At 30.5% G+C, this 20,483-nt stretch carries 23 protein-coding genes; 17 read left to right on the top strand and 6 right to left on the bottom strand.

Features of this window, described 5'->3' with window-relative positions; translation table 11 throughout:
• The 8 genes from KO500_RS09065 (at position 1) to mazG (ending at position 8,094) form a co-directional block, all read left to right on the top strand.
• Positions 1 to 405, top strand: coding sequence for an OsmC family protein (locus tag KO500_RS09065; protein ID WP_215956215.1), 405 nt, complete (start codon positions 1 to 3; stop codon positions 403 to 405).
• Between the two features lie 32 nt (positions 406 to 437).
• A complete protein-coding gene (locus tag KO500_RS09060; RefSeq protein WP_252732462.1) occupies positions 438 to 920 on the top strand; it encodes a DUF922 domain-containing protein in 483 nt (160 codons plus the stop codon).
• A gap of 29 nt (positions 921 to 949) precedes the next feature.
• Positions 950 to 1,186 (top strand): DUF3820 family protein, encoded by a 237-nt coding sequence (locus KO500_RS09055; protein WP_215956213.1) that lies wholly within the window; start codon positions 950 to 952, stop codon positions 1,184 to 1,186.
• 60 nt (positions 1,187 to 1,246) lie between these two features.
• Positions 1,247 to 2,860 carry a CTP synthase gene (locus KO500_RS09050; protein WP_215956212.1) on the top strand — a complete coding sequence of 538 codons (1,614 nt, stop codon included), beginning with the start codon at positions 1,247 to 1,249 and terminating at the stop codon, positions 2,858 to 2,860.
• 105 nt (positions 2,861 to 2,965) lie between these two features.
• Positions 2,966 to 4,831 carry a membrane protein insertase YidC gene (yidC, locus tag KO500_RS09045; RefSeq protein ID WP_215956211.1) on the top strand — a complete coding sequence of 622 codons (1,866 nt, stop codon included), beginning with the start codon at positions 2,966 to 2,968 and terminating at the stop codon, positions 4,829 to 4,831.
• 340 nt (positions 4,832 to 5,171) lie between these two features.
• Positions 5,172 to 6,362, top strand: a complete 1,191-nt coding sequence (gene mnmA, locus KO500_RS09040; protein ID WP_215956210.1) for a tRNA 2-thiouridine(34) synthase MnmA — start codon at positions 5,172 to 5,174, stop codon at positions 6,360 to 6,362.
• 1 nt (position 6,363) lies between these two features.
• On the top strand, positions 6,364 to 7,305 hold the full coding sequence (locus KO500_RS09035; protein ID WP_215956209.1) for an NAD(P)H-dependent flavin oxidoreductase: 942 nt from the start codon (positions 6,364 to 6,366) through the stop codon (positions 7,303 to 7,305).
• A 15-nt stretch (positions 7,306 to 7,320) separates the two neighbouring features.
• Positions 7,321 to 8,094, top strand: a complete 774-nt coding sequence (gene mazG / locus KO500_RS09030; protein WP_215956208.1) for a nucleoside triphosphate pyrophosphohydrolase — start codon at positions 7,321 to 7,323, stop codon at positions 8,092 to 8,094.
• 16 nt (positions 8,095 to 8,110) lie between these two features.
• Here the strand turns inward: mazG and KO500_RS09025 are convergent, their stop codons facing one another.
• The gene (locus tag KO500_RS09025; protein WP_215956207.1) at positions 8,111 to 8,515 is read right to left on the bottom strand and encodes a response regulator; all 405 of its coding nucleotides are present in this window, start codon (positions 8,513 to 8,515) and stop codon (positions 8,111 to 8,113) included.
• A 176-nt stretch (positions 8,516 to 8,691) separates the two neighbouring features.
• On the opposite strand from KO500_RS09025, the gene KO500_RS09020 reads away from it, so the two are divergent.
• From KO500_RS09020 to KO500_RS09005, 4 genes are all read left to right on the top strand, one after another.
• Positions 8,692 to 10,062: an MATE family efflux transporter gene (locus KO500_RS09020; RefSeq protein ID WP_215956206.1), complete on the top strand. Its 1,371-nt coding sequence runs from the start codon at positions 8,692 to 8,694 to the stop codon at positions 10,060 to 10,062.
• A 66-nt stretch (positions 10,063 to 10,128) separates the two neighbouring features.
• On the top strand, positions 10,129 to 10,356 hold the full coding sequence (locus tag KO500_RS09015) for a hypothetical protein (RefSeq protein ID WP_215956205.1): 228 nt from the start codon (positions 10,129 to 10,131) through the stop codon (positions 10,354 to 10,356).
• Between the two features lie 5 nt (positions 10,357 to 10,361).
• Positions 10,362 to 10,931 (top strand): phosphatase PAP2 family protein, encoded by a 570-nt coding sequence (locus tag KO500_RS09010; protein WP_215956204.1) that lies wholly within the window; start codon positions 10,362 to 10,364, stop codon positions 10,929 to 10,931.
• Positions 10,928 to 12,586 carry an ArnT family glycosyltransferase gene (locus tag KO500_RS09005; protein ID WP_215956203.1) on the top strand — a complete coding sequence of 553 codons (1,659 nt, stop codon included), beginning with the start codon at positions 10,928 to 10,930 and terminating at the stop codon, positions 12,584 to 12,586. Before KO500_RS09010 ends, KO500_RS09005 begins: the two co-directional genes overlap by 4 nt.
• Here KO500_RS09005 and KO500_RS09000 read toward each other — a convergent pair.
• Both KO500_RS09000 and KO500_RS08995 read right to left on the bottom strand, forming a co-directional pair.
• The gene (locus KO500_RS09000; protein WP_215956202.1) at positions 12,583 to 13,461 is read right to left on the bottom strand and encodes a lysylphosphatidylglycerol synthase transmembrane domain-containing protein; all 879 of its coding nucleotides are present in this window, start codon (positions 13,459 to 13,461) and stop codon (positions 12,583 to 12,585) included. The two genes, KO500_RS09005 and KO500_RS09000, sit on opposite strands and share 4 nt — an antisense overlap.
• Positions 13,445 to 14,401 (bottom strand): glycosyltransferase family 2 protein, encoded by a 957-nt coding sequence (locus KO500_RS08995; protein WP_215956201.1) that lies wholly within the window; start codon positions 14,399 to 14,401, stop codon positions 13,445 to 13,447. The genes KO500_RS09000 and KO500_RS08995 overlap by 17 nt, the downstream gene beginning before the upstream one ends.
• A gap of 279 nt (positions 14,402 to 14,680) precedes the next feature.
• Here KO500_RS08995 and KO500_RS08990 point away from each other — a divergent pair, with 279 nt between their 5' ends.
• Positions 14,681 to 15,109, top strand: a complete 429-nt coding sequence (locus KO500_RS08990; RefSeq protein WP_215956200.1) for an Ohr family peroxiredoxin — start codon at positions 14,681 to 14,683, stop codon at positions 15,107 to 15,109.
• A 59-nt stretch (positions 15,110 to 15,168) separates the two neighbouring features.
• Here KO500_RS08990 and KO500_RS08985 read toward each other — a convergent pair whose 3' ends face one another.
• Positions 15,169 to 16,071, bottom strand: a complete 903-nt coding sequence (locus KO500_RS08985) for an aldose epimerase family protein (RefSeq protein ID WP_215956199.1) — start codon at positions 16,069 to 16,071, stop codon at positions 15,169 to 15,171.
• Positions 16,072 to 16,232: 161 nt separating this feature from the next.
• On the bottom strand, positions 16,233 to 16,904 hold the full coding sequence (gene msrA / locus KO500_RS08980) for a peptide-methionine (S)-S-oxide reductase MsrA (RefSeq protein WP_215956198.1): 672 nt from the start codon (positions 16,902 to 16,904) through the stop codon (positions 16,233 to 16,235).
• A 122-nt stretch (positions 16,905 to 17,026) separates the two neighbouring features.
• Here msrA and KO500_RS08975 point away from each other — a divergent pair, with 122 nt between their 5' ends.
• The 4 genes from KO500_RS08975 (at position 17,027) to KO500_RS08960 (ending at position 19,056) form a co-directional block, all read left to right on the top strand.
• The gene (locus tag KO500_RS08975; RefSeq protein ID WP_215956197.1) at positions 17,027 to 17,710 is read left to right on the top strand and encodes a peptidoglycan DD-metalloendopeptidase family protein; all 684 of its coding nucleotides are present in this window, start codon (positions 17,027 to 17,029) and stop codon (positions 17,708 to 17,710) included.
• A gap of 187 nt (positions 17,711 to 17,897) precedes the next feature.
• Entirely contained in the window at positions 17,898 to 18,140 is a 243-nt protein-coding gene (locus KO500_RS08970; RefSeq protein WP_215956196.1) for a hypothetical protein, read from the top strand.
• Between the two features lie 297 nt (positions 18,141 to 18,437).
• Positions 18,438 to 18,668 carry a hypothetical protein gene (locus KO500_RS08965; RefSeq protein ID WP_215956195.1) on the top strand — a complete coding sequence of 77 codons (231 nt, stop codon included), beginning with the start codon at positions 18,438 to 18,440 and terminating at the stop codon, positions 18,666 to 18,668.
• Positions 18,669 to 18,822: 154 nt separating this feature from the next.
• Complete coding sequence (locus KO500_RS08960; RefSeq protein WP_215956194.1) at positions 18,823 to 19,056, top strand: hypothetical protein; 234 nt, start codon at positions 18,823 to 18,825, stop codon at positions 19,054 to 19,056.
• Between the two features lie 129 nt (positions 19,057 to 19,185).
• Here KO500_RS08960 and KO500_RS08955 read toward each other — a convergent pair whose 3' ends face one another.
• Positions 19,186 to 20,388 carry a sensor histidine kinase gene (locus tag KO500_RS08955; RefSeq protein ID WP_215956193.1) on the bottom strand — a complete coding sequence of 401 codons (1,203 nt, stop codon included), beginning with the start codon at positions 20,386 to 20,388 and terminating at the stop codon, positions 19,186 to 19,188.
• Positions 20,389 to 20,483: the final 95 nt, after the last annotated feature.

The raw sequence follows: 20,483 nt of genomic DNA, 5'->3' as shown, positions 1-20,483 counted from the left end.
ATGACGGCAAAAGTAACTTACAAAGGAGAATTACGAACAAGTTGTGAGCATGTGGCTTCAGAAAGCGTTTTTGCAACTGATGCTCCAGTTGATAATAACGGATTAGGACAAGCCTTTTCTCCAACAGATACTGTTGCGACTGGTTTAGCAAGTTGTATGTTAACTATGATGGGAATAAAAGCTACTGGGTTATCTGTTAATTTAAAAGAAACAACAGCTTCGGTAACAAAACATATGGCGACTAATCCTAGAAGAATTTCTAAAATAGAGGTTGAATTACATTTGCCTACTGAGGTTTCTGATAAAGACAAGAAAATTTTAGAACACACAGCAAACACATGCCCTGTACATTATAGTTTGCACCCAGATATTGAAAAAGTAATTTCTTTTAATTGGGATTTGTAAAACTCATTTCAGCAATTCTATTTTGTTCTTTTTTGATATTTAACAATCAAGAAGAAGAAGTAATGTTATGGAATGCGAATAAAAAACTTAAATGGTCCGATTTTAAAGGAGAACCACAAAATAAGAGAGCAGCAGCTGTTACAGCCAGCGGTTTAACGTATCGGTTTTCAACTACAAAAAATAAAGGTCGGGTAGTTTCTGTTGATTTTATAGTGAGTTCTTATTTCTATCCAAACAAATCATGGTACAGACCAGAGGTTTGTGATAGTATAATACTTAGTCATGAACAGTTACATTTTGATATTACAGAAATCTATGCTCAAAAATTTAGAATGCGATTAGAAAAAGCTGAGTTTTCAAATAATGTTAAAGCAGAAGTAAAAGCTATTTATAAGCAAATTAATATTGAACTTAACGATTTTCAAAACCTCTATGACTCTGAAACTAATTTTTCAAGAGATAGAGAACAACAATTATTGTGGAGCAATAAAATAGCAGAAGCTTTAAAAGAATAGTTTCTATTAATAATTAAATAATAAAGCTTTTGCAGATACAGCCTGATAATCGAAAATTAATAGAACTAGCACATTATAAAATGCCTTTTGGAAAGTATAAAGGTCGTTATTTAGTACAGCTACCAGAACCTTACTTAATATGGTTTCAGCAAAAAGGGTATCCTAATGGTAAGTTAGGAGAACTATTAAAAGCAATGACGGAAATTAAAATTAATGGTTTAGAGGGTCTCATTTATAAGATACAGAAAGATTTTCCTAAACAATAGGCAATATTTGTTGTAGCAATTTGTACTTTTGCCTGCGTTAAGAAAACAACCTAACGCTACATGTCACAGACTAAATATATTTTCGTAACCGGTGGGGTTACATCTTCTCTAGGTAAAGGTATTATCGCAGCTTCTTTAGCAAAATTATTGCAAGCTCGAGGATATAGAACTACAATTCAAAAACTAGATCCATACATTAATGTTGATCCGGGTACCTTAAACCCTTATGAGCACGGAGAATGTTATGTAACTGATGATGGAGCAGAAACTGATTTAGATTTAGGGCACTACGAGCGTTTCTTAAACTCTACTACTTCTCAAGCAAATAACGTAACTACTGGTAGAATTTATCAAAGTGTTATTGAAAAAGAGCGTAGAGGTGAGTTTTTAGGTAAAACTGTACAGGTTGTTCCTCATATTACAAATGAAATAAAAGATCGTATTCAAATACTTGGCAAAAATGGCGATTATGATATTGTTATTACCGAGATAGGTGGTACTGTAGGTGATATAGAGTCATTACCATATATTGAAGCTGTTCGTCAGTTATTATGGGAATTAGGTGATGATAACGGAATTGTTATTCATTTAACATTAATTCCATTTTTATCAGCAGCGGGTGAGTTAAAAACAAAACCGACACAGCATTCTGTTAAAACATTAATGGAAAGTGGTATTAAAGCTGATATTTTAGTTTGTAGAACTGAACATGAAATTTCTGATGAGATTCGCCACAAATTAGCACTTTTCTGCAATGTAAAGCGTGAAGCAGTAATACAATCTATTGATGCATCTACTATTTATGATGTGCCAATTTTAATGCAACAAGAAGGTTTAGATACTGTAACCTTACAGCGTTTAGCTTTACCAGATACTACAAGACCAAACTTAGAGCAATGGAATCAGTTTTTAAATAAACATAAAAATCCTAAGCATGAAGTTACTATTGGTTTGGTAGGTAAATATGTAGAGTTGCAAGATTCATACAAATCTATTTTAGAATCGTTTATACACGCCGGTGCAGTTAATGAAGTTAAAGTAAATGTACGTTCAATTCACTCTGAGCATATTAGTGATAAAAATATTGAATCAAAATTTAAAGGTTTAAACGGAATTTTAGTGGCCCCTGGTTTTGGTGAAAGAGGTATTGAAGGTAAAATAAAAGCAGTTCAATTTGCTCGTGAAAACAACATTCCTTTTTTAGGTATTTGTTTAGGTATGCAAATGGCAGTTATTGAATTTTCAAGAAATGTATTAGGTTTTTCAGATGCTACTTCTACCGAAATGCAGGAAAGTACAGATCACCCTGTAATTAATTTAATGGAAGCGCAAAAGAATATCACGAATATGGGTGGTACTATGCGTTTAGGGAGTTGGGGTTGTGAACTTAAAAAAGATAGTTTAGTAAGTCAAATTTATAATGGTGATTTAGATATTGAAGAACGTCACCGTCATAGATATGAGTTTAATAATGATTATAAAGAGCAAATAGAAAAAGCAGGTATGCTTGCTTCTGGTATTAACAAAGAAACTGGTTTGGTTGAGGTTGTTGAAATACCAGCACACCCGTGGTTTGTAGGTGTACAATACCACCCAGAATATAAGAGTACAGTTTTAAATCCGCACCCATTATTTGTAGGATTTGTAAAGGCTGCATTAAACAACAAAATATAAGATTATATGCCACTATGGCATAAACACTATAATTGGGGCTATATTTGTAATCATTTTTACACTAGCTACTATTATTTATTACAAAGATATATTTAGAATACTTAAATGGAAGAAAAAAAATTAGACGTTAATTCAATCATAGGATTTGTATTAATTTTTGGAATACTGCTTTTTATGTTTTGGCAGAACCAACCAACGCAAGAAGAGCTTGAGGCAGAAAAAGCAAAGCAAGAACAAATTGATGCTACTGCAGCTAAAGAAAAAGAAGCTAATGAAACAGTTAGTAAGCCTTCAGAGACCACAGCAATAAATTTTCAAGATTCAACAGCAGTTGCTAATTACAAGAGTTCAATAGGTTCTTTTGGTTTTACACAAGCTTCTGATGCAGTTACAGTTTTAGAGAATGATCTTGTTGAAATGAAAATCAGCAATAAAGGGGGGCAAATTATTGAAGCTAGATTAAAAAAGTTTAGAACTTATGATTCTGTTCCTGTATATTTAATTAAAGATGGTAATGCATCGTTTGCATTAACTTTTTCAACTTCTGATGATAAAGAGTTAAATACTAAAGATTTGTTTTTTGAACCTTCATTGACTAAAAGCGGTTCAAACCAAGTGCTTTCAATGAAAGCTAAAGTAGCTGCGAATCAGTTTTTAGAATATCGTTACGAAATGAAACCTGGTGACTATTTAGTTGATTTCTCAATTAAATCTCAAGGTTTAAGTGGTATAATAAAAAATGATCAACCAATTAATTTAGATTGGAAATTAAAAGCAATTCGCCATTCAAAAAGTATAAAATATTCCAACAGATATTCAAGATTAACTTACAGTCATGAAGATGGAAAAATTAGTAAGTTATCTGATAGTAGTGATAAAGATGAAGAAACTGAAGAGGAAGTAGAGTGGTTATCATACCGACAGCATTTTTTTAGTTCTATTTTAGTGACTGATACTCCTTTTACATCAGCAAATTTATCTTCTGAAAATTTAGTTGAAGAAGAAAGTCACACTCAAAAATATATGAAAATATACAATTCTGAAGTTCCTTTAGAATTAAAAGGTGGTGAGCTTTCATATAATATGAACTGGTATTACGGACCAACAGATGTTAAAGTTTTAGCACAGTATAAAGAATTAAATTTAGAAGATTCTATTCCTTTCGGATGGGGAATTTTTGGATTGATAAATAGGTACGTATTTACACCGCTATTTACATTCTTAAGTTCAATGCTACCTGCGGGTATTGCAATTATTGTAATGACTATATTGGTGCGTTTAGCAATGTCACCAGTAACTTATAAGTCTTATTTATCTCAAGCAAAAATGAAGGTTTTAAAACCTGAAATTGCAGAGATTAACGAGAAGTATAAAGACAATGCGATGAAAAAACAACAAGAAACGATGAAGCTGAACAACAAAGCAGGCGTTAGTCCGCTAAGTGGTTGTATTCCGGCTTTGATTCAAATGCCTATATTCTATGCATTGTTTAGTTTTTTTCCAACATCTTTTGCGCTACGTCAAAAACCATTTTTATGGGCAGACGATTTATCTTCTTATGATGTAATCGCACAGTTGCCATTTAATGTTCCATTTTATGGTGATCACGTAAGTTTATTTCCAATCTTAGCATCAATTGCTATATTCTTTTATATGATGATGACTACGGGTCAGAATATGACACAACAGCCAGGAATGCCGAACATGAAATTTATCATGTACCTTTCTCCGTTGATGATGTTAATTTTCTTTAATACATATGCAAGTGGCTTGAGTTTGTATTACTTTGTATCTAACTTAATTACCATATTTATTATGTTAGCAATTAAGAACTTTATTATTGATGATGAGAAAATACATGCTCAAATTCAAGAGAATAAAAAGAAGCCTAAAAAAGAAAATAAGTTTCAGCGTAAGATGCGTGAAATGATGGAGCAGGCTGAAGAGCAAAAAAAGACAGGTAAAAAGTAGTTACCTAATTTATAAAAATTAAAAAGCTCCTTTGTAATTTACATTACTTAGGAGCTTTTTTAATTTAGGTTTAGTTTGATAAGATTTGGGACTCCAAAGATGCAACTAATAAACGCTTTTTATAAATAATAGTTGTCAAACATCAAAAAGTGTATTTTAAAAAGTAGTATTCTGTTGTTTGTTAATTTTCGTCTTTTTTCCTACAGAAAAAAACAACTAAAAATATTTGACTAAACCATAAAGTAACTTTAACTATAGTTCTTGTTATCTATAGAGAAGCTAACGACCAATAGTTTTGAGCTTCAAATTTTGTATTTTTGTATCCTTATTTTTAAGTAAAATGAAAAAAGTAGTAGTAGGCCTTTCAGGTGGTGTAGATTCTAGCGTTGCAGCTTATCTTTTAAAAGAGCAAGGTTATGAGGTTATAGGTCTTTTTATGAAAAACTGGCATGATGATTCCGTAACAATATCTGATGAGTGCCCGTGGTTGGAAGATAGCAATGATGCTATGATTGTAGCCGATAAATTAGGAATTCCTTTTCAAACTGTAGATTTAAGTACTCAGTATAAAGAGCGTATCGTTGATTATATGTTTAATGAATACGAAAGAGGAAGAACGCCAAATCCCGATGTTTTATGTAATAGAGAAATCAAATTTGATGTCTTTATGAAAATTGCATTGCAATTAGGAGCAGATTATGTAGCAACGGGTCATTATTGCCGAAAAGGAACTATGGTAAATGAAGATGGTTCTGAAACCTATCAGTTATTAGGTGGTAAAGACGGGAATAAAGATCAATCTTATTTTTTATGCCAATTGAGTCAAGAGCAATTAGCAAAAACATTATTTCCTATAGGTGAGTTACTAAAACCAAAAGTTCGTGAAATAGCTGCAGAGAATGAATTAATTACTGCCGATAAAAAAGACTCTCAAGGTCTATGTTTTATAGGTAAAGTTCGTCTGCCTGATTTTTTACAGCAAAAATTGAAACCTAAAAAAGGTGTTATTGTTGAAGTACCATCAACGGTAAGTCAATATAATGATAATGGATCTGAATTCTCTACAAAAGCTGAGGAGTTGGCGTATTATGCTAAAAAACCAGTTTATGATATTACTGATGGTAAAATTGTAGGAAACCATCAGGGAGCACATTATTTTACAAAAGGGCAACGTAAAGGTTTAGATGTTGGTGGAACTAAAGAACCCTTATTTGTAATCGAGACTGATGTTGATGATAATGTAATTTATACAGGTCAAGGAAAGTCACATCCTGGATTGTATAGAAGAACATTATTTGTAACCGATGAAGAGTTACATTGGGTACGACCAGATTTAGCAATAAAAAATGATGAGTCTTTACAAGTAATGGCGCGTATACGCTATCGTCAAGAATTACAAAAAGCTACTTTGTATAAAATTGAAGGTGGTATTTATGTAGATTTTGAAGAAAAACAATCTGCTATAACTGAAGGGCAATTTGTAGCTTGGTATATAGATGAAGAGTTGGTAGGTTCAGGCGTTATTTCATAATATGAAAAACAGAATAACATCACTATTCGCTATTAAATATCCTATTGTTCAGGGTGGAATGGTATGGGCTAGTGGTTGGAAATTAGCTTCGGCAGTTTCTAATGCTGGTGGGTTAGGTGTTATTGGAGCAGGATCAATGTATCCTGAAGTTTTAAGGGAAAATATACTTAAATGCCAAAAGGCAACAGATAAACCTTTTGCAGTGAATGTGCCTATGTTATATCCTAATCTTAATGAGATTATGAATATAATTGTAGAATTAGGCGTTGAAATTGTTTTTACTTCAGCAGGAAATCCGAAAATTTGGACAACTTTTTTTAAAGAAAAAGGAATTGTAGTTGTTCATGTTGTCAGTAGTGTGAAATTCGCTATAAAGGCAGAAAGTGCCGGAGTAGATGCTATTGTTGCAGAAGGTTTTGAAGCGGGTGGGCATAACGGACGAGATGAAACTACAACACTTACTCTTATTCCTTCAGTAAAAGAAAAAATTAAAATTCCACTTATTGCGGCGGGTGGTATTGCAACTGGTGATGCTATGCTAGCAACTATGGTTTTAGGTGCTGATGCTGTTCAAGTAGGTAGTAGGTTTGTTGCTTGTACTGAAGCTTCATCACATCCATCATTTAAAAATAAAATTGTATCAATAGGTGAAGGTGATACCCATTTAACTTTAAAAGAGTTAGCGCCTGTGCGTTTAATAAAAAATAAGTTTTATAAAGATATTCAGTCTTTATATGAAAATGGAACAAATATTAATGAATTGAAGAATTTATTAGGAAGGGGCAGAGCTAAAAAAGGAATGTTTGAAGGTGATATGGATGAAGGAGAGCTTGAAATAGGCCAAGTGGCATCTATGATTCATGATATAAAATCCGCAAAAGATATTATTAATGATATGATGCGTGAGTTTGAAGAGGCAAAAAAAAGAGTTGTAACTATTTAAAAAGTAAAAACAAATATGAATTCTCGTAAAAAACAGTTAGAAGCTTTTGATAGGTTGTTAACGATTATGGATGAGTTAAGAGCTCAATGTCCGTGGGATAAAAAGCAAACTATGGAAACACTTCGTCATTTAACTATTGAGGAAACATATGAATTAGGTGATGCTATTTTAGATAATGATTTACAAGAGGTAAAAAAAGAGCTTGGTGATGTATTGCTTCACATTGTTTTTTATGCGAAAATTGGGAGTGAAACTAATGATTTTGATATTGCTGATGTCGCAAATGAAATTTGTGATAAACTAATACACAGGCACCCACATATTTACGGTGATGTAAAAGTGGAAGATGAAGAAGAGGTAAAACGCAATTGGGAAAAACTTAAGCTAAAAGAAGGAAAGAAAAGTGTGCTAGAAGGTGTGCCCAAAGGATTACCAGCTTTGGTAAAATCAAGTAGAATTCAAGATAAAGTTGCAGGTGTTGGTTTTGATTGGGAGAAGCCAGAACAAGTTTGGGAAAAGGTAGAAGAAGAACTCCAAGAGTTTAAGGATGAAGTTGATGTTAATGATAAAGATGCTATGGAAGCAGAGTTTGGAGACGTTTTATTTTCATTAGTAAACTATGCACGATTTTTAAAAATAAACCCAGAAAATGCTCTGGAGCGTACAAATAAAAAATTTATAGGCAGGTTCCAGTATTTAGAGCATAAAGCCAAACAATTAGGTAAAGACCTAAGTGAAATGACTTTAGCTGAAATGGATGTTTTTTGGGAAGAGGCAAAAAAACAGTAGAAATTAATTCTGAAAATTACATTTCATAATTATTTAATAAATCTGTTAATTCATTTGGGCTTATTGGTTTAATGAGATAATCAGAAACTTCTCGAATACTTTTAGCTCGTTTGATGTCAGTAGAATCTATTGATGAAGACACCATATAAATCACTATCTCTTTACCTACGGTAGGTTTAATTTTTACATATTCTTCCATAAACTGAAATCCATCCATGATAGGCATGTTAATGTCTAAGAAAATTACATCGGGTAGGTTTTCATTTTTATTAAGATTGTCCATCATAAATTCAATAGCTTCTTCACCATTAGAAAAAGTAATAATTTTTCTAGTCAGCTCTTGATTTTTAAGGGTTCTTTTTACAGAGTATTTGTATATATCATCATCATCAACAATACAAAGAATCTTTTTACTATTCATTTCAATTAATTTAGGAGATTAAAAAATTGATTTTCTTACTTAAAATACCATAGTCTCATTCAAATGTAAGTCAAAACTTCTAATTTTATATTAAAATAAACCTAATAAGTTTCTAGCTTAAAAAATCAATTAAAAGTTCTTAAAAAACTATATTTGATGCTTCTAAAAACAACGTCTTGCTATCACAATATACTAAAGAATTTAAATACAACTTAACCCTATCAATACCCGTTATTATGGGTATGCTTGGTCATACTTTTGTAGCATTTGCTGATAATGTTATGGTAGGGCAAATTGGTACAGCAGAACTTGCAGCAGTATCATTAGGGAATAGTTTTGTTTTTATAGCAATGTCACTAGGCATTGGTTTTTCAACGGCAATTACTCCTTTGGTTGCAGAAGCAGATGCAGCAGGTAAAGTTGAAAATGGCAAAAGTGCATTAAAGCATGGTTTGGTTCTATGTACAGTTTTAGGCTTGGCTTTATTTGTGGTTATATTATTAGCGAAGCCTCTAATGTTTTTAATGAAACAGCCAATTGAGGTTGTTAATTTAGCCATGCCTTATTTAGATTTGGTAGCATTTTCATTAGTTCCTTTAATTATATTTCAAGCTTTCAAGCAGTTTTCAGAAGGGTTATCGCAAACAAAATATCCAATGTATGCTACGATTATAGCTAACGTTGTAAATATATCACTGAACTATGTGTTAATTTTTGGGAATTTTGGTTTTCCTAAAATGGGAATTGTTGGTGCAGCAATCGGGACATTAATATCTAGAATTGTGATGGTTATTTTTATTTGGTCATTATTACGTTATAAAAAGAAATTCAGTGTTTATGTGTCTGGTTTTAATTTTAGAGTAATTGAGAAAAAAGTAATTCAAAAAATTATTAGTCTTGGTTTTCCATCAGCTTTGCAAATGTTTTTCGAGGTAGCAATTTTTACTGCAGCAATATGGTTAAGTGGTGTTTTGGGTAAAAATCATCAAGCAGCAAATCAGATAGCGTTAAACTTGTCTAGTATGACCTTTATGGTAGGTATGGGTTTAGGTGTAGCGGCAATGGTTAGGGTTGGTAATCAGAAAGGTTTGCTCAATTTTAAAGAACTGAGACGTATTGCTTTTTCAATCTTCTTTTTAACCTTTTTGTTAGAAGTGGTTTTTGCTTTAATATTTTACTGTTTTAATAATTGGTTACCTACTATTTATTTAGATACAAATGATGCGTTAAATAAAATTGATAATCTAGAGGTAATAATTATAGCTGCTCAGTTATTGGCAGTTGCTGCTTTTTTTCAAATATCAGATGGTTTGCAGGTGGTTATCTTAGGAGCTTTACGTGGTTTACAAGATGTGAAAGTGCCTACTTTTTTAACCTTTATTGCGTATTGGTTAATTGGTTTTCCTACGAGTTATTATTTGTGTTTGCATACTAGCTTGAAAAGTACAGGAATTTGGATTGGTTTATTAGCTGGTCTAACAGCTTCGGCAATATTGTTGTATTTGAGGTTTAATAGTTTAACCAAAAAACTGATAAAAGAATCCTAATTCAGATTCATAATCTTCCTGTAACTTGGTTAATAATTGTATTTTTGAAACAAGAAAATGCAACATATGGAGTTTCCTAAGTTTTTATTGGGTGATAATACAGATTATCCTACAGCAATTTTTATTATTCATACACATTACCCGAGGTTTATAATTAACCTTGAGAATGATGAGGTTGAATGGTTGGAAGATTTTACTCGAGATGATGAAAAAGAACTTGAAGTAGAAGCTGAAAACTTAATAGAACAAGCGACTGCTTTTTACGATAGAGAAGTTGAAAGGTACGAAGAGTAAGGCGAATGTTAGATCAATTACTACAATACGATAAATCGCTTTTTCTATTTCTAAATAATTTAGGTACGGATAATTGGGATTCTTTTTGGATGTTTGTTACCAATAAGTTTAATTCAATCCCTGTTTATGTAGTTTTAGCGTATTTGTTTTTTAAAACTTACGGTGTAAAAAAGCTGTTATTAGTTTTAGTATTTATAGCGTTACTTATTACGGTTTCAGATCAATTAGCTAATTTTTTTAAATACGGTGTACAGCGTTTACGACCTTGTCATGACGAATCTTTGAATACATTAATGAGATTAGTAAAAAAATCCTGCGGAGGAAAGTTTGGTTATTTTTCTGCACATGCCTCTAATTCTTTTGCGGTAGCTTTATTTTTTACTAATATGTTGAAAAAAAACTATAAATATATTGGTGCGTTTCTGTTTGCTTGGGCTTTTATAGTTGCTTATAGTCGAATATATATTGGCGTTCACTTCCCATTAGATATTTTGACAGGGACACTTATAGGGCTGTTTTTTAGTTGGTTATTCGTAAAGTTATATATATTTGTAACCCAGAAAATTAATTTATGATATCTAATACTAGGTATTGGTTTTTAATACTTCTTATTGTGGCTGTCTATGTAATAGGCATGTTTTCTGTATTGTTTGAAAACGATTCAGCGCAATTTGCAGTGATGGCAATGCGAATGTTTCAAGAAAATGATTTCGTAAACCTTTTCAAGGGTCCGAATGAATATTTAGATAAACCGCACATGCATTATTGGCTAGCTGCATTATCATATAAAATATTCGGATTGCATGATTGGGCTTATAGAATTCCAGGGATTTTAGCCACTTTTTTAGGTGCGTATAGTTGTTTTGGTTTAGGGAAACTTCTGTATAATAAAGATGTTGGCCGTATTGCTTCATTAATATTTTTAACTGCGCAAACTATTGTTTTGTCTGTAATAGATGTGCGTACTGATGCAGTATTAACGGGTTTTACTATATTTAGTTTATGGCACCTTACAGCATATGTTAATACTAATTCATTAAAGCGTATTATTTTAGGAGCTTTTGGAGCCGGAATTGCTTTTTCAACAAAAGGACAAATAGCATTAGTGGTAATAGGGTTGCCAATATTATGCCATATACTATACAATCGAAAATGGATGTCTTTTGTTAATTGGAGGGTTTTAGTTGCAATTTTAGTTTTTGCAATTACGATAACTCCAATTTTATATGCCTATTACCTTCAGTTTGATTTGCATCCTGAAAAAATTATTAGAAATAGAGACCACCGTAGTGGTGTATTTTTTATTCTATGGGAACAGAGCTTTGAGCGTTTAAGCGGAGAAGGAATAGGGAAAAATAGTAGTGATTATTTTTTCTTTTTTCATACTTTTTTATGGGTCTTTTTACCTTGGACAGTAATTGCATTAGTAGCTTATTACACGAAATTAAAATCTATATTTGAGAATAAGTTTAAGGAAGCACCCAAATGTGAGTTTTTAACTTTTGGAGGTATAACACTTATTTTTTTATTAATAAGTTTTGCACAGTTTAAATTGCCCCATTATTTAAATATTATTATACCATTGTTTTCAATTTTAACAGCATTTTATTTATATAAACTGCAACAACTTTTAAAAGTAAAGTCTATAAAAACAATGTTAGGGGTACAGTATTTTATATTGGCAATTGTATTTATAGTTTCAGCTTTATTTTGCTTTTTTGTTTTTAAAATAGAGAGTATATATGTTTATATATTATATGCTGTAGTAGCTGTTATTACAGTTGTTTTTGTGTTGAAAAGGGAAGACTACTCAAAGAGAATTGTAACCATTGGCGTGATAACCTCGGTGTTATTAAACTTTGTAATGAACATGCATTTTTACCCTAATTTGTTGAAGTATCAAGCAGGTTCTGAAATGGCTAAAATTGCAAAAAAGAACAATATTCCTGTAGAAAAAATTTACAAATTATCAGAAGAACATACTTGGGCTCTTGATTTTTATAATCAATATCCGGTACAGATAACATCACTTGATAGACTAGACAAACAAAAAGATGTTTGGGTTTATGTTTCTGACGAAGAATTAACTTTAATTCGTGATTCTGGTCGCAATTGGGATAAACAATTTATGGTTGATAATTTTAGAATATCAAGATTACAGCTTAAGTTTTTAAACCCTGTAACAAGAAACAAAACATTAAGACATAAGTATTTAATTCACGTACTTTAATCTTCTTTCTTTTCAATAATTAATTTTGGTTTTTTAAAATGGTAGTAAATGCCAAAAAAGGAAACGAAAGCTGTTATTAAAAAGAAAACCATACTTACGCCAATTGATGTGCTTTCATTTAAATTAAGCAGCGATGCACCGTAGTAAAAGGTCAATTCTCTACTTCCAATACCTCCAATTGTTAAGGGTATTACGGATACTATTGATGATATTAAGAATATGAATAGGTAAGCAATACTATCAATTTCAATTGATAAAGCTTGTAATATTAAAAAGATACTTACGAGTTGAAATAGCTGTACAAAAGCGGAATGACAAAATGATTTCCAGAAAATAGGTAAAACGTAATTGAAAAAACGCTTGTTTAGAACCCAGAAAACAACAATACTAGCTATTACCGCAGAAATGGCTAAAACTTCTTTATACGGAATAACATTTTGTTCTATGAATATGAATAAAACACAAGAATAAATAAATAATAGTAGCAAACCACTTAAACGGTCTAAAACTAAAACAGCTACTACTTTTTTTGTGTCTATTTGAAACTGTTTTTTTATAGTATACCCTTTGTATGCATCACCACCAATACCACCTGGTAAAAACAAGTTGTAAAACATGCCAAGTAAGTATAATTTTAAATTACTTACTTGAGTTAAGTATATTTTAAGCTGATGAAAATAAAGGTTGACTCTGTAAGAAGCAATAACTTTTGAAAAAACAAAAAACACTAGAGCTAGAAATAGATATAGCGGTTTAGTTTTTTTTAAAGTCTGTAAAACATCTTCAAAATTAATTTTAGTAAATACAAAATAGATTAGTACTAAACTAATAATGATTTTTATTACCGTTACGAGTTTCTTATTTGGTTTTCTCACCTATAGATACTTTTTTAATTCGGTAAGGTCTTTTTTGTTGCGATTCATAATAAGTACGTATTAAAAGCTCCATGACAATACCAATGGTAAAAAGTTGAATACCAGCTAAAATTAGCATCATGCCAAAAGTTAGTAAAGGTCTGTTGCCTATATCTTCACCCAAAGCTTTCACAACTAGTAGGTAAATGTTTATTAATCCACCAACTAAAATCATAAGCACACCAAAAATACCAAATAGGTGAATAGGGCGTTGGAAATATTTACGGATGAAAAGTAACAACATCATATCTGCAATTACTTTAAATACACGTTCTAAACCATATTTAGAAACACCTGCATGTCTCGCATGATGTTTTACGGGCACTTGTTTTATTTGAGCGCCTTCAAGGTGTGCAAGTAATGTAATAAAACGGTGCATTTCACCATAAAGATTTAAATCTTTAGCAATATCTTTTGTAAAAACTTTTAAAGCACAGCCATTATCTTTAATATCAAGTTTAGTAACTCTTCTAACTAAAAAATTAGCAATTTTAGAAGGTATTTTTTTAACTAATGAATCCTTTCTTTTTTGGCGAATACCGGTAATTAAATCGTATTCACCTTCAACAGCATAGCTCAACATTTCAGGGATATCACTTGGGTCATTTTGTAAATCACCATCCATAGTAATGATATATTCCCCTTCTGCATAATCAATACCTGCAGCAAGAGCTAAACTTTGTCCATAATTTTTCTTTAATTCAATTAAATGAACAAGCTCGTCATTCATTTCCTTTACAACCTTACGTGTTGCGTCTTTTGAAAAATCATCAATATATATGATCTGGTAATTGTAACCAACTAAGCTTTCGTGTATTTTTTCTGTAAGTAATACCACATTATCTTCCTCGTTATATAATGGTACAACAATAGAAAGCAGTGAATCTGTAATAACAGCCATAATATATTTTTTGTGCTTGCAAATTTATGCTATTTATTTAAGTTTTTGATGAAAACCTAATTGTTGTTCGATACGAATAAATAAAATATTTATTTGATTATCGTACATTTTTCAGGAATACTTAATTAATATAACTTGTTTTGATGTAATAAATAAAAATTAAATAATGAATTAAGAAACTATGTTAAAGATTCACACAAATTTAATAATTCATTCTTCGTAAGTTGTGTATCAATCACTATATTAAACCTATAATTAAGTTAATTTAAAACAGAATTTATGAAAACGATATTTGAATCAAGTGCAACAAATAAAGGAGGTAGAAGCGGACATGTGACTACAGAAGGAGGCTTAATAGATTTAGATGTTAAAATGCCTAATAATACTGATGCTACAATTCAAGAAAAATATACAAATCCAGAACAATTATTTGCAGCAGCATACTCAACATGTTTTGCAGGTGCATTAGAAGCAGTTGCTAAAGAAAAAGGAATTGATGATTTAGGTGATTTCAGTGTTTCGGCAACTATAGGATTTGTAAAAGATGACGATGGTTTTAATATTGAAGCTACTTTAGATTCTTATTTACCAACAGTAGATAAAGAAAAAGGTGAGGAGTTAATTAATGCTGCTCATGAAATTTGCCCTTACAGTAAAGCAACACAAGATAATATTACAGTAACTCTAAATTTATTATTAGAAGAGTAATATAATATTAAGGTAATTAAATAAAAATCCCGTCACTTAAATTTAAGTGACGGGATTTTTTATACTGAAAATGTAAAAAATGATTCGTTAAAATACTTTTCTCCAGGTTCTAATTTACTAGAAGGGAAATTGTTTTGATTTGGAGCATCAGGGAAATTCTGAGTCTCAAAACATATAGAACCAGTTACAGGAGGTGTATAAACGATTAATGCTGGTTGATTTGTCGTCACTTCCATTGTAATGCCAGTTACTTCAGAGTTAACTGATGCTGCTTTAGTTCTATTATGGTCTATCTCAAATGGTGTATCTAATTTAATGTCGTTAATTTTTTTCTTTGTTCTAAAATCGTAAGAAGTGCCTGCAATATTCACAAAATTACCAGACGGTAATAGCTTGTCATTAGTTTCTAACTTCCGAGAGCAACCAAGTTCTAAATTGTAATTACTTACCGTTGGTTGGTTGTCTAATTTAAAGTAGGCGTGATTTGTTAAATTTAGTACCGTAGTTTTATCTGTAGTGGCTTCATGTGTAATTTTTAAACTATTACCAATAAGAGCATATGTAACCATTACTTTTAAGTTTCCAGGATACCCTTCTTCTAAATGTGGACTTAAATAGGATAGCTTAATAAAGGGTTCTTCACTTTCCTTAACCTCTTCAATAGTAAAGTATTTTTGGTTGAAACCTTTTTTACCACCATGCAAATGAATTCCGTTATCTTCAAATAAAGTATAATCAGTGCCATTTAATGAAAATTTTCCATCGGCAATACGACCAGCATACCTACCAATACATGCGCTTAAATACATGTCATCATTTAAATAATCTTCTGGTTTATCATGGCCAATTACCATGTTATTAGGAATACCATTTTTATCTTTAACGATTATTTTTTGAATAATAGCTCCGTAATCAATTACGGTAAGAGTTATGCTATCGTTTTTAATTGTAATTTGATTCAAAAGATTTGATTTTAGACCGTAAAATTAAACTTTTTTAAAGTGATTAAATTAAAGAAAACTAAAAACCTCATTTACTTTTAAAATAAATGAGGTTTCATATGAATTTTTTATACACTTGCTTAATTTTAATTTTTAAAATAAGAAATGGTTATATAGGCGTTTTAGTGGTGAGCATCCTTTTTTAAAAGTTCAGGATAGCTTTTTTGAAAACGTTTTAAGCGAGGTACTGATACTGCTTTAATATAAGATTGGTTCGGGTTATTTTTCTCAAAATCTTGGTGGTAATCTTCAGCATCGTAAAACTTAGTAAATTTCACAACCTGTGTAGCCAAAGGTTTACTATATATTTTACTAGCTTTAATTTTAGCCATGTAGCTCTCAATACTTTTTTTCTCATTTTCATTTTTATAAAATGCTATTGAACGGTATTGCTTTCCCATATCAGGACCTTGACCATCAACTGTGGTTGGGTCATGAGAACCAAAGTAAACTTTTACTAGATCATTAAAAGAGATTACTTTTGGATCGTAATATACCTTTACAGCCTCGGCATGAGTAGTTTTTCCATAACTTACTTGTTTGTAAGTAGGGTTTTTTTCTGTTCCGCCAGAATAGCCAGAAACCACTTCTTTAACACCTTTTACACTCTCAAAAATAGCCTCAACACACCAAAAACAACCACTAGCAAAATAAGCAGTTTCGTACTTTGATAAATCTTGATTAGTTTGGGTAATTGGCTCAATAGCTTTTTTTTCTACTTTTTTATTTTTTGAATTGCAACTTGTTGTAACTAAAGTTACCAGTGCTAAAAAACTTATTTTGATATATTTCATTATATTTTTTTTATGTTAGTAGTTTTACTTTAAGACAACTTACGTAGCTATTATTTAAAAGTTGTTAATAATATGATAAAAGCATTGTTTCAGATGAGAAAGTAATTTAATACTTTAACCTTATGAATATATTCGAGCATTATTTATTTTCTTTATCTGAAGCACCAATTTCTATCTTAGATAATGGCATTCCTTTAAATAAATATACGAGCTTAGATTTATCTGAAACTAATAAGGAATTAAAAGGTGTTAAAATTACCAATCCTGATGCTTGTCAAATATATATTGAAGAGGAGGTCCTTAATAAGGATAATGCTTTAGTTGCTTATGGTGGTTATTTAGAGAAAAGAAACATCTATGCGGATAAGAGTAGTTTCTCTGGAAATGAAGAAACAATCCGAAACATTCATTTAGGTATTGATTATTGGGCAAAAGCAGGAACAAATGTAATTGTTCCTTTAGAAGGGGTAGTACATAGTTTTAAAAATAATAATACCAGTGGTGATTACGGCCCTACTATAATTTTAGAACATAATTTAAAGGGTGAGCAGTTTTATACTTTATATGGTCATTTATCTATAGAATCATTAAATAATATAGTAGTAGGAGAACTTCTTACTAAAGGGGATGTGTTAGCTCAACTAGGCACTCCAGATATAAATGTAAACTATGCTCCGCATTTGCATTTTCAAGTTATAAAAGATTTAGGAAACTATAAAGGGGACTATCCAGGAGTGTGTAATCAAAAAGACACCACTTTTTACCGTAATAATTGCCCTAATCCTAATCTATTAATAAAATTGTAATTTAAATTCGTATCGATGAAATACACATTGATTCGACCACCGATTTTTAGCTCAAATTCCGTTATCGAGCATTAAATACACTTTGTCTGTTTTTTGTTCAGATAGCGAAAAATAGGGGTTTTTGAGCGATTTTTAAATTTAAATACTTGTAACTGAAGGTACCTTTACAAAAAGAAAACCCCAAGTTATGAAAGCTATTGTTACTATTATATTTGTTTTATTTATCGGTCTTTTTGCTAATGCACAAGACAATGCTAAAGTTGAATCTAATCCAGTTAAAACTGAGCAAGTAGTTATCGCAAATGAAAATGTAACAAAAGAATTAAACACTACTGAAAATTCTGTAGCTCGTTTATATATGGATAGAAATTACAAAGTAAAAAAAGAATTAGCTTTTAAAACTAAAGCTAACAAATCTAAATTAGCATAATAGTGTTAACGCTTTTAGTTCTTATACTTATTATTTCAGTAGTCTTTCAATTACTTTATTTTAATCAAAAAGATTAAAATACTTTCAAAGCTTTCTTTACTGCTCTTTTACTTTTTATTTCATTCGTTTAAATACCAAAAAATTCGGTAACCTATATTTAAGTTTTTTGCAGTTACCGAGCAATTATAACACTTTGTCTGCTTTTAATTCAGACAGCGAAATTTAATGGGTGTTAAGCGAATTTACAATTAGAATACTTGGTCTTAATACTACCTTTACAAAAGAAAAACCCAAGTCATGAAAACTATTTTAACTATCACATTTGTTCTTTTTATCGGTCTTTTTGCTAATGCACAAGAAAATGCAGCATCAGTAAAAGAAGCGGCTAAAAAAGAGAATATTGTGTTAGTAAAAGAAGTAATGACAAGTAATGAAACTGAAGTTGCTCGTTTATATATGAACAAAAATTATAAGGTTTTAAAAGAATTATCTTTTTCAACTAAAATTAAGAAAACAAAATTAGCTTAAACAAGTTTTATTTTACGAGTTAGTTTTGAAAGCGTAAAATGGGTTAAATAAAGGAAGTTAATTATTCAGCGACCGACAGATACATGTCGCTGAGCGACTAGGTGTAAAATATATTTCTTTTAAGTAATATATTTACAGAAGAATACCCCAAGACATGAAAGCTATTTTAACTATTATATTTTTTCTTTTTATAGGATTTATCGCTAAAGCTCAAGATAAACCTGCTTTAGTTGTAAAAGCGTGCGAAGTAAAAAGCACAGTTTTAATAAAACAGAGGTTAATTAAAAGTACTGATGTTAAAACTGTTCGTTTATATAAGACAAAAAATCACGAAGTTTTAAAAGCATTGTCTTTTGAAGCAACATATAACAAAATTAAATTAGCTTAATTATGATGACTTTAATAGTAGTAGCTTTGTCTCTAGTATTTAGTACAATTTTTTTGATTTACAATAATTATAAAAAAAGAACATTAAAGATAATTAAAGTTAGAGTGAAAAAGTAAATAAATTACTTCTTTATTGAGCCGGGTGAAAAGTCTGGTTAATTTCTTTGAAAGTAATAATATAATTAGTTCCTTTTTTAGTAGCGTCTTTTAATATGGAACCTTTTAATTGTCGTGTTAAATTGTAAATTAATTTTAGACCTAAAGATTTTGAATTTTTAGGAGTAATAGTTTCTGGATATCCTTCACCATTATCACCTATATTCAATACATAATCATTTTCAGTTTCTTTTTTAAGAGAAATATTTATTTCTCCTCCAGTGTTTTCTTTTATACCGTATTTTAATGAATTTGTAATAGCTTCATTAATTAGTAAGCCAAGTGGTATAGCAGTGTCAATTCCTAAATTGATATCAATAATATCTATATCTACTTTAATTCCATTATCAGTACCCTTTATAGATCTTACAAGGTATTCACTTAATTCTTCCACATACGATTTGTATTCAATTTTAGATAAATCTTCGCGCATGTATAGCATTTCGTGAACCATAGCCATGGAGTTTACTCTATTTTGGCTACTTTTTATCATGGTTTTAATTTCTGTGTCTTTTATACTACGTGCTTGTAAACTAAGAAGACTACTTACTGTTTGTAAATTGTTTTTAACTCTATGGTGAACCTCTTTTATTAAAGTATCTTTTTCTTTTACTTTTTTCTCAAAAGCAACTTTTGAAGAATATATTTCACTTTGAGCTTTAATTAATAATTTACCAAATACAGCACCAAGTAAATACATTGCAAATAATACACTTATAAAACTAAACCAGTTTTTAGAAGCATCAGGCACTTCATTTGTTATAAATGAAGGTTCAAAAATATTAGCTAAAAATAATAACGTTATTATTAAAAATGTCAAGTATAAGTAAAACGCTCCGAGCTTTTTGGCATTTATATAACTTGCAAAAACTATAAGCCCGAGCATGAAAATAAATGGACTATTAATACCACCACTAAATAATGTAATTATTACAGTGCTGATTAATGTAAATATTGAGGTTAAATTATAGGTGATAGTTATTCTCTTGTGTTTTAAAAATAAAAGAATATTTATAATATTAAGTAAGCTATAGATTAATAACGTAGTAGGTATTACTACTTTTATGTTTAATAGAAAATAACATGCAAATGCAAATAAAGCGCATACTGCTGAGGAGATATAGGTTACCTTTAAAAATAGGTTGGTTTTATACTTTAGGCGTGCTCGGTTTGCCATTAGGTTTTTTTAACTTTTAATCAAGTTAATAAAATTATTTAGTTTTATAAGAAAACCCTTGTTAATATTTACTTGATAAACTTTGTTGCTTACTG

This window comes from Cellulophaga baltica (genome assembly GCF_018861125.1).
GTDB classification, from domain to species: Bacteria; Bacteroidota; Bacteroidia; order Flavobacteriales; family Flavobacteriaceae; genus Cellulophaga; species Cellulophaga baltica_A.
This window is presented reverse-complemented; position numbering and strand designations above follow the sequence as displayed.

What these genes read in the sequence shown, in the direction of transcription:
- KO500_RS08970 (WP_215956196.1), top strand. Translation starts at nt 17,898, where the DNA reads ATGAAAGCTATTGTTACTATTATATTTGTTTTATTTATCGGTCTTTTT.
- KO500_RS09065 (WP_215956215.1), top strand. Translation starts at nt 1, where the DNA reads ATGACGGCAAAAGTAACTTACAAAGGAGAATTACGAACAAGTTGTGAG.
- KO500_RS09010 (WP_215956204.1), top strand. Translation starts at nt 10,362, where the DNA reads ATGTTAGATCAATTACTACAATACGATAAATCGCTTTTTCTATTTCTA.
- mnmA (WP_215956210.1), top strand. Translation starts at nt 5,172, where the DNA reads ATGAAAAAAGTAGTAGTAGGCCTTTCAGGTGGTGTAGATTCTAGCGTT.
- KO500_RS09025 (WP_215956207.1), bottom strand. Translation starts at nt 8,515, where the DNA reads ATGAATAGTAAAAAGATTCTTTGTATTGTTGATGATGATGATATATAC.
- KO500_RS09035 (WP_215956209.1), top strand. Translation starts at nt 6,364, where the DNA reads ATGAAAAACAGAATAACATCACTATTCGCTATTAAATATCCTATTGTT.
- yidC (WP_215956211.1), top strand. Translation starts at nt 2,966, where the DNA reads ATGGAAGAAAAAAAATTAGACGTTAATTCAATCATAGGATTTGTATTA.
- mazG (WP_215956208.1), top strand. Translation starts at nt 7,321, where the DNA reads ATGAATTCTCGTAAAAAACAGTTAGAAGCTTTTGATAGGTTGTTAACG.
- KO500_RS08975 (WP_215956197.1), top strand. Translation starts at nt 17,027, where the DNA reads ATGAATATATTCGAGCATTATTTATTTTCTTTATCTGAAGCACCAATT.
- KO500_RS08955 (WP_215956193.1), bottom strand. Translation starts at nt 20,388, where the DNA reads ATGGCAAACCGAGCACGCCTAAAGTATAAAACCAACCTATTTTTAAAG.
- KO500_RS08960 (WP_215956194.1), top strand. Translation starts at nt 18,823, where the DNA reads ATGAAAGCTATTTTAACTATTATATTTTTTCTTTTTATAGGATTTATC.
- KO500_RS09005 (WP_215956203.1), top strand. Translation starts at nt 10,928, where the DNA reads ATGATATCTAATACTAGGTATTGGTTTTTAATACTTCTTATTGTGGCT.
- KO500_RS09015 (WP_215956205.1), top strand. Translation starts at nt 10,129, where the DNA reads ATGGAGTTTCCTAAGTTTTTATTGGGTGATAATACAGATTATCCTACA.
- KO500_RS08965 (WP_215956195.1), top strand. Translation starts at nt 18,438, where the DNA reads ATGAAAACTATTTTAACTATCACATTTGTTCTTTTTATCGGTCTTTTT.
- KO500_RS08990 (WP_215956200.1), top strand. Translation starts at nt 14,681, where the DNA reads ATGAAAACGATATTTGAATCAAGTGCAACAAATAAAGGAGGTAGAAGC.
- msrA (WP_215956198.1), bottom strand. Translation starts at nt 16,904, where the DNA reads ATGAAATATATCAAAATAAGTTTTTTAGCACTGGTAACTTTAGTTACA.
- KO500_RS09050 (WP_215956212.1), top strand. Translation starts at nt 1,247, where the DNA reads ATGTCACAGACTAAATATATTTTCGTAACCGGTGGGGTTACATCTTCT.
- KO500_RS08995 (WP_215956201.1), bottom strand. Translation starts at nt 14,401, where the DNA reads ATGGCTGTTATTACAGATTCACTGCTTTCTATTGTTGTACCATTATAT.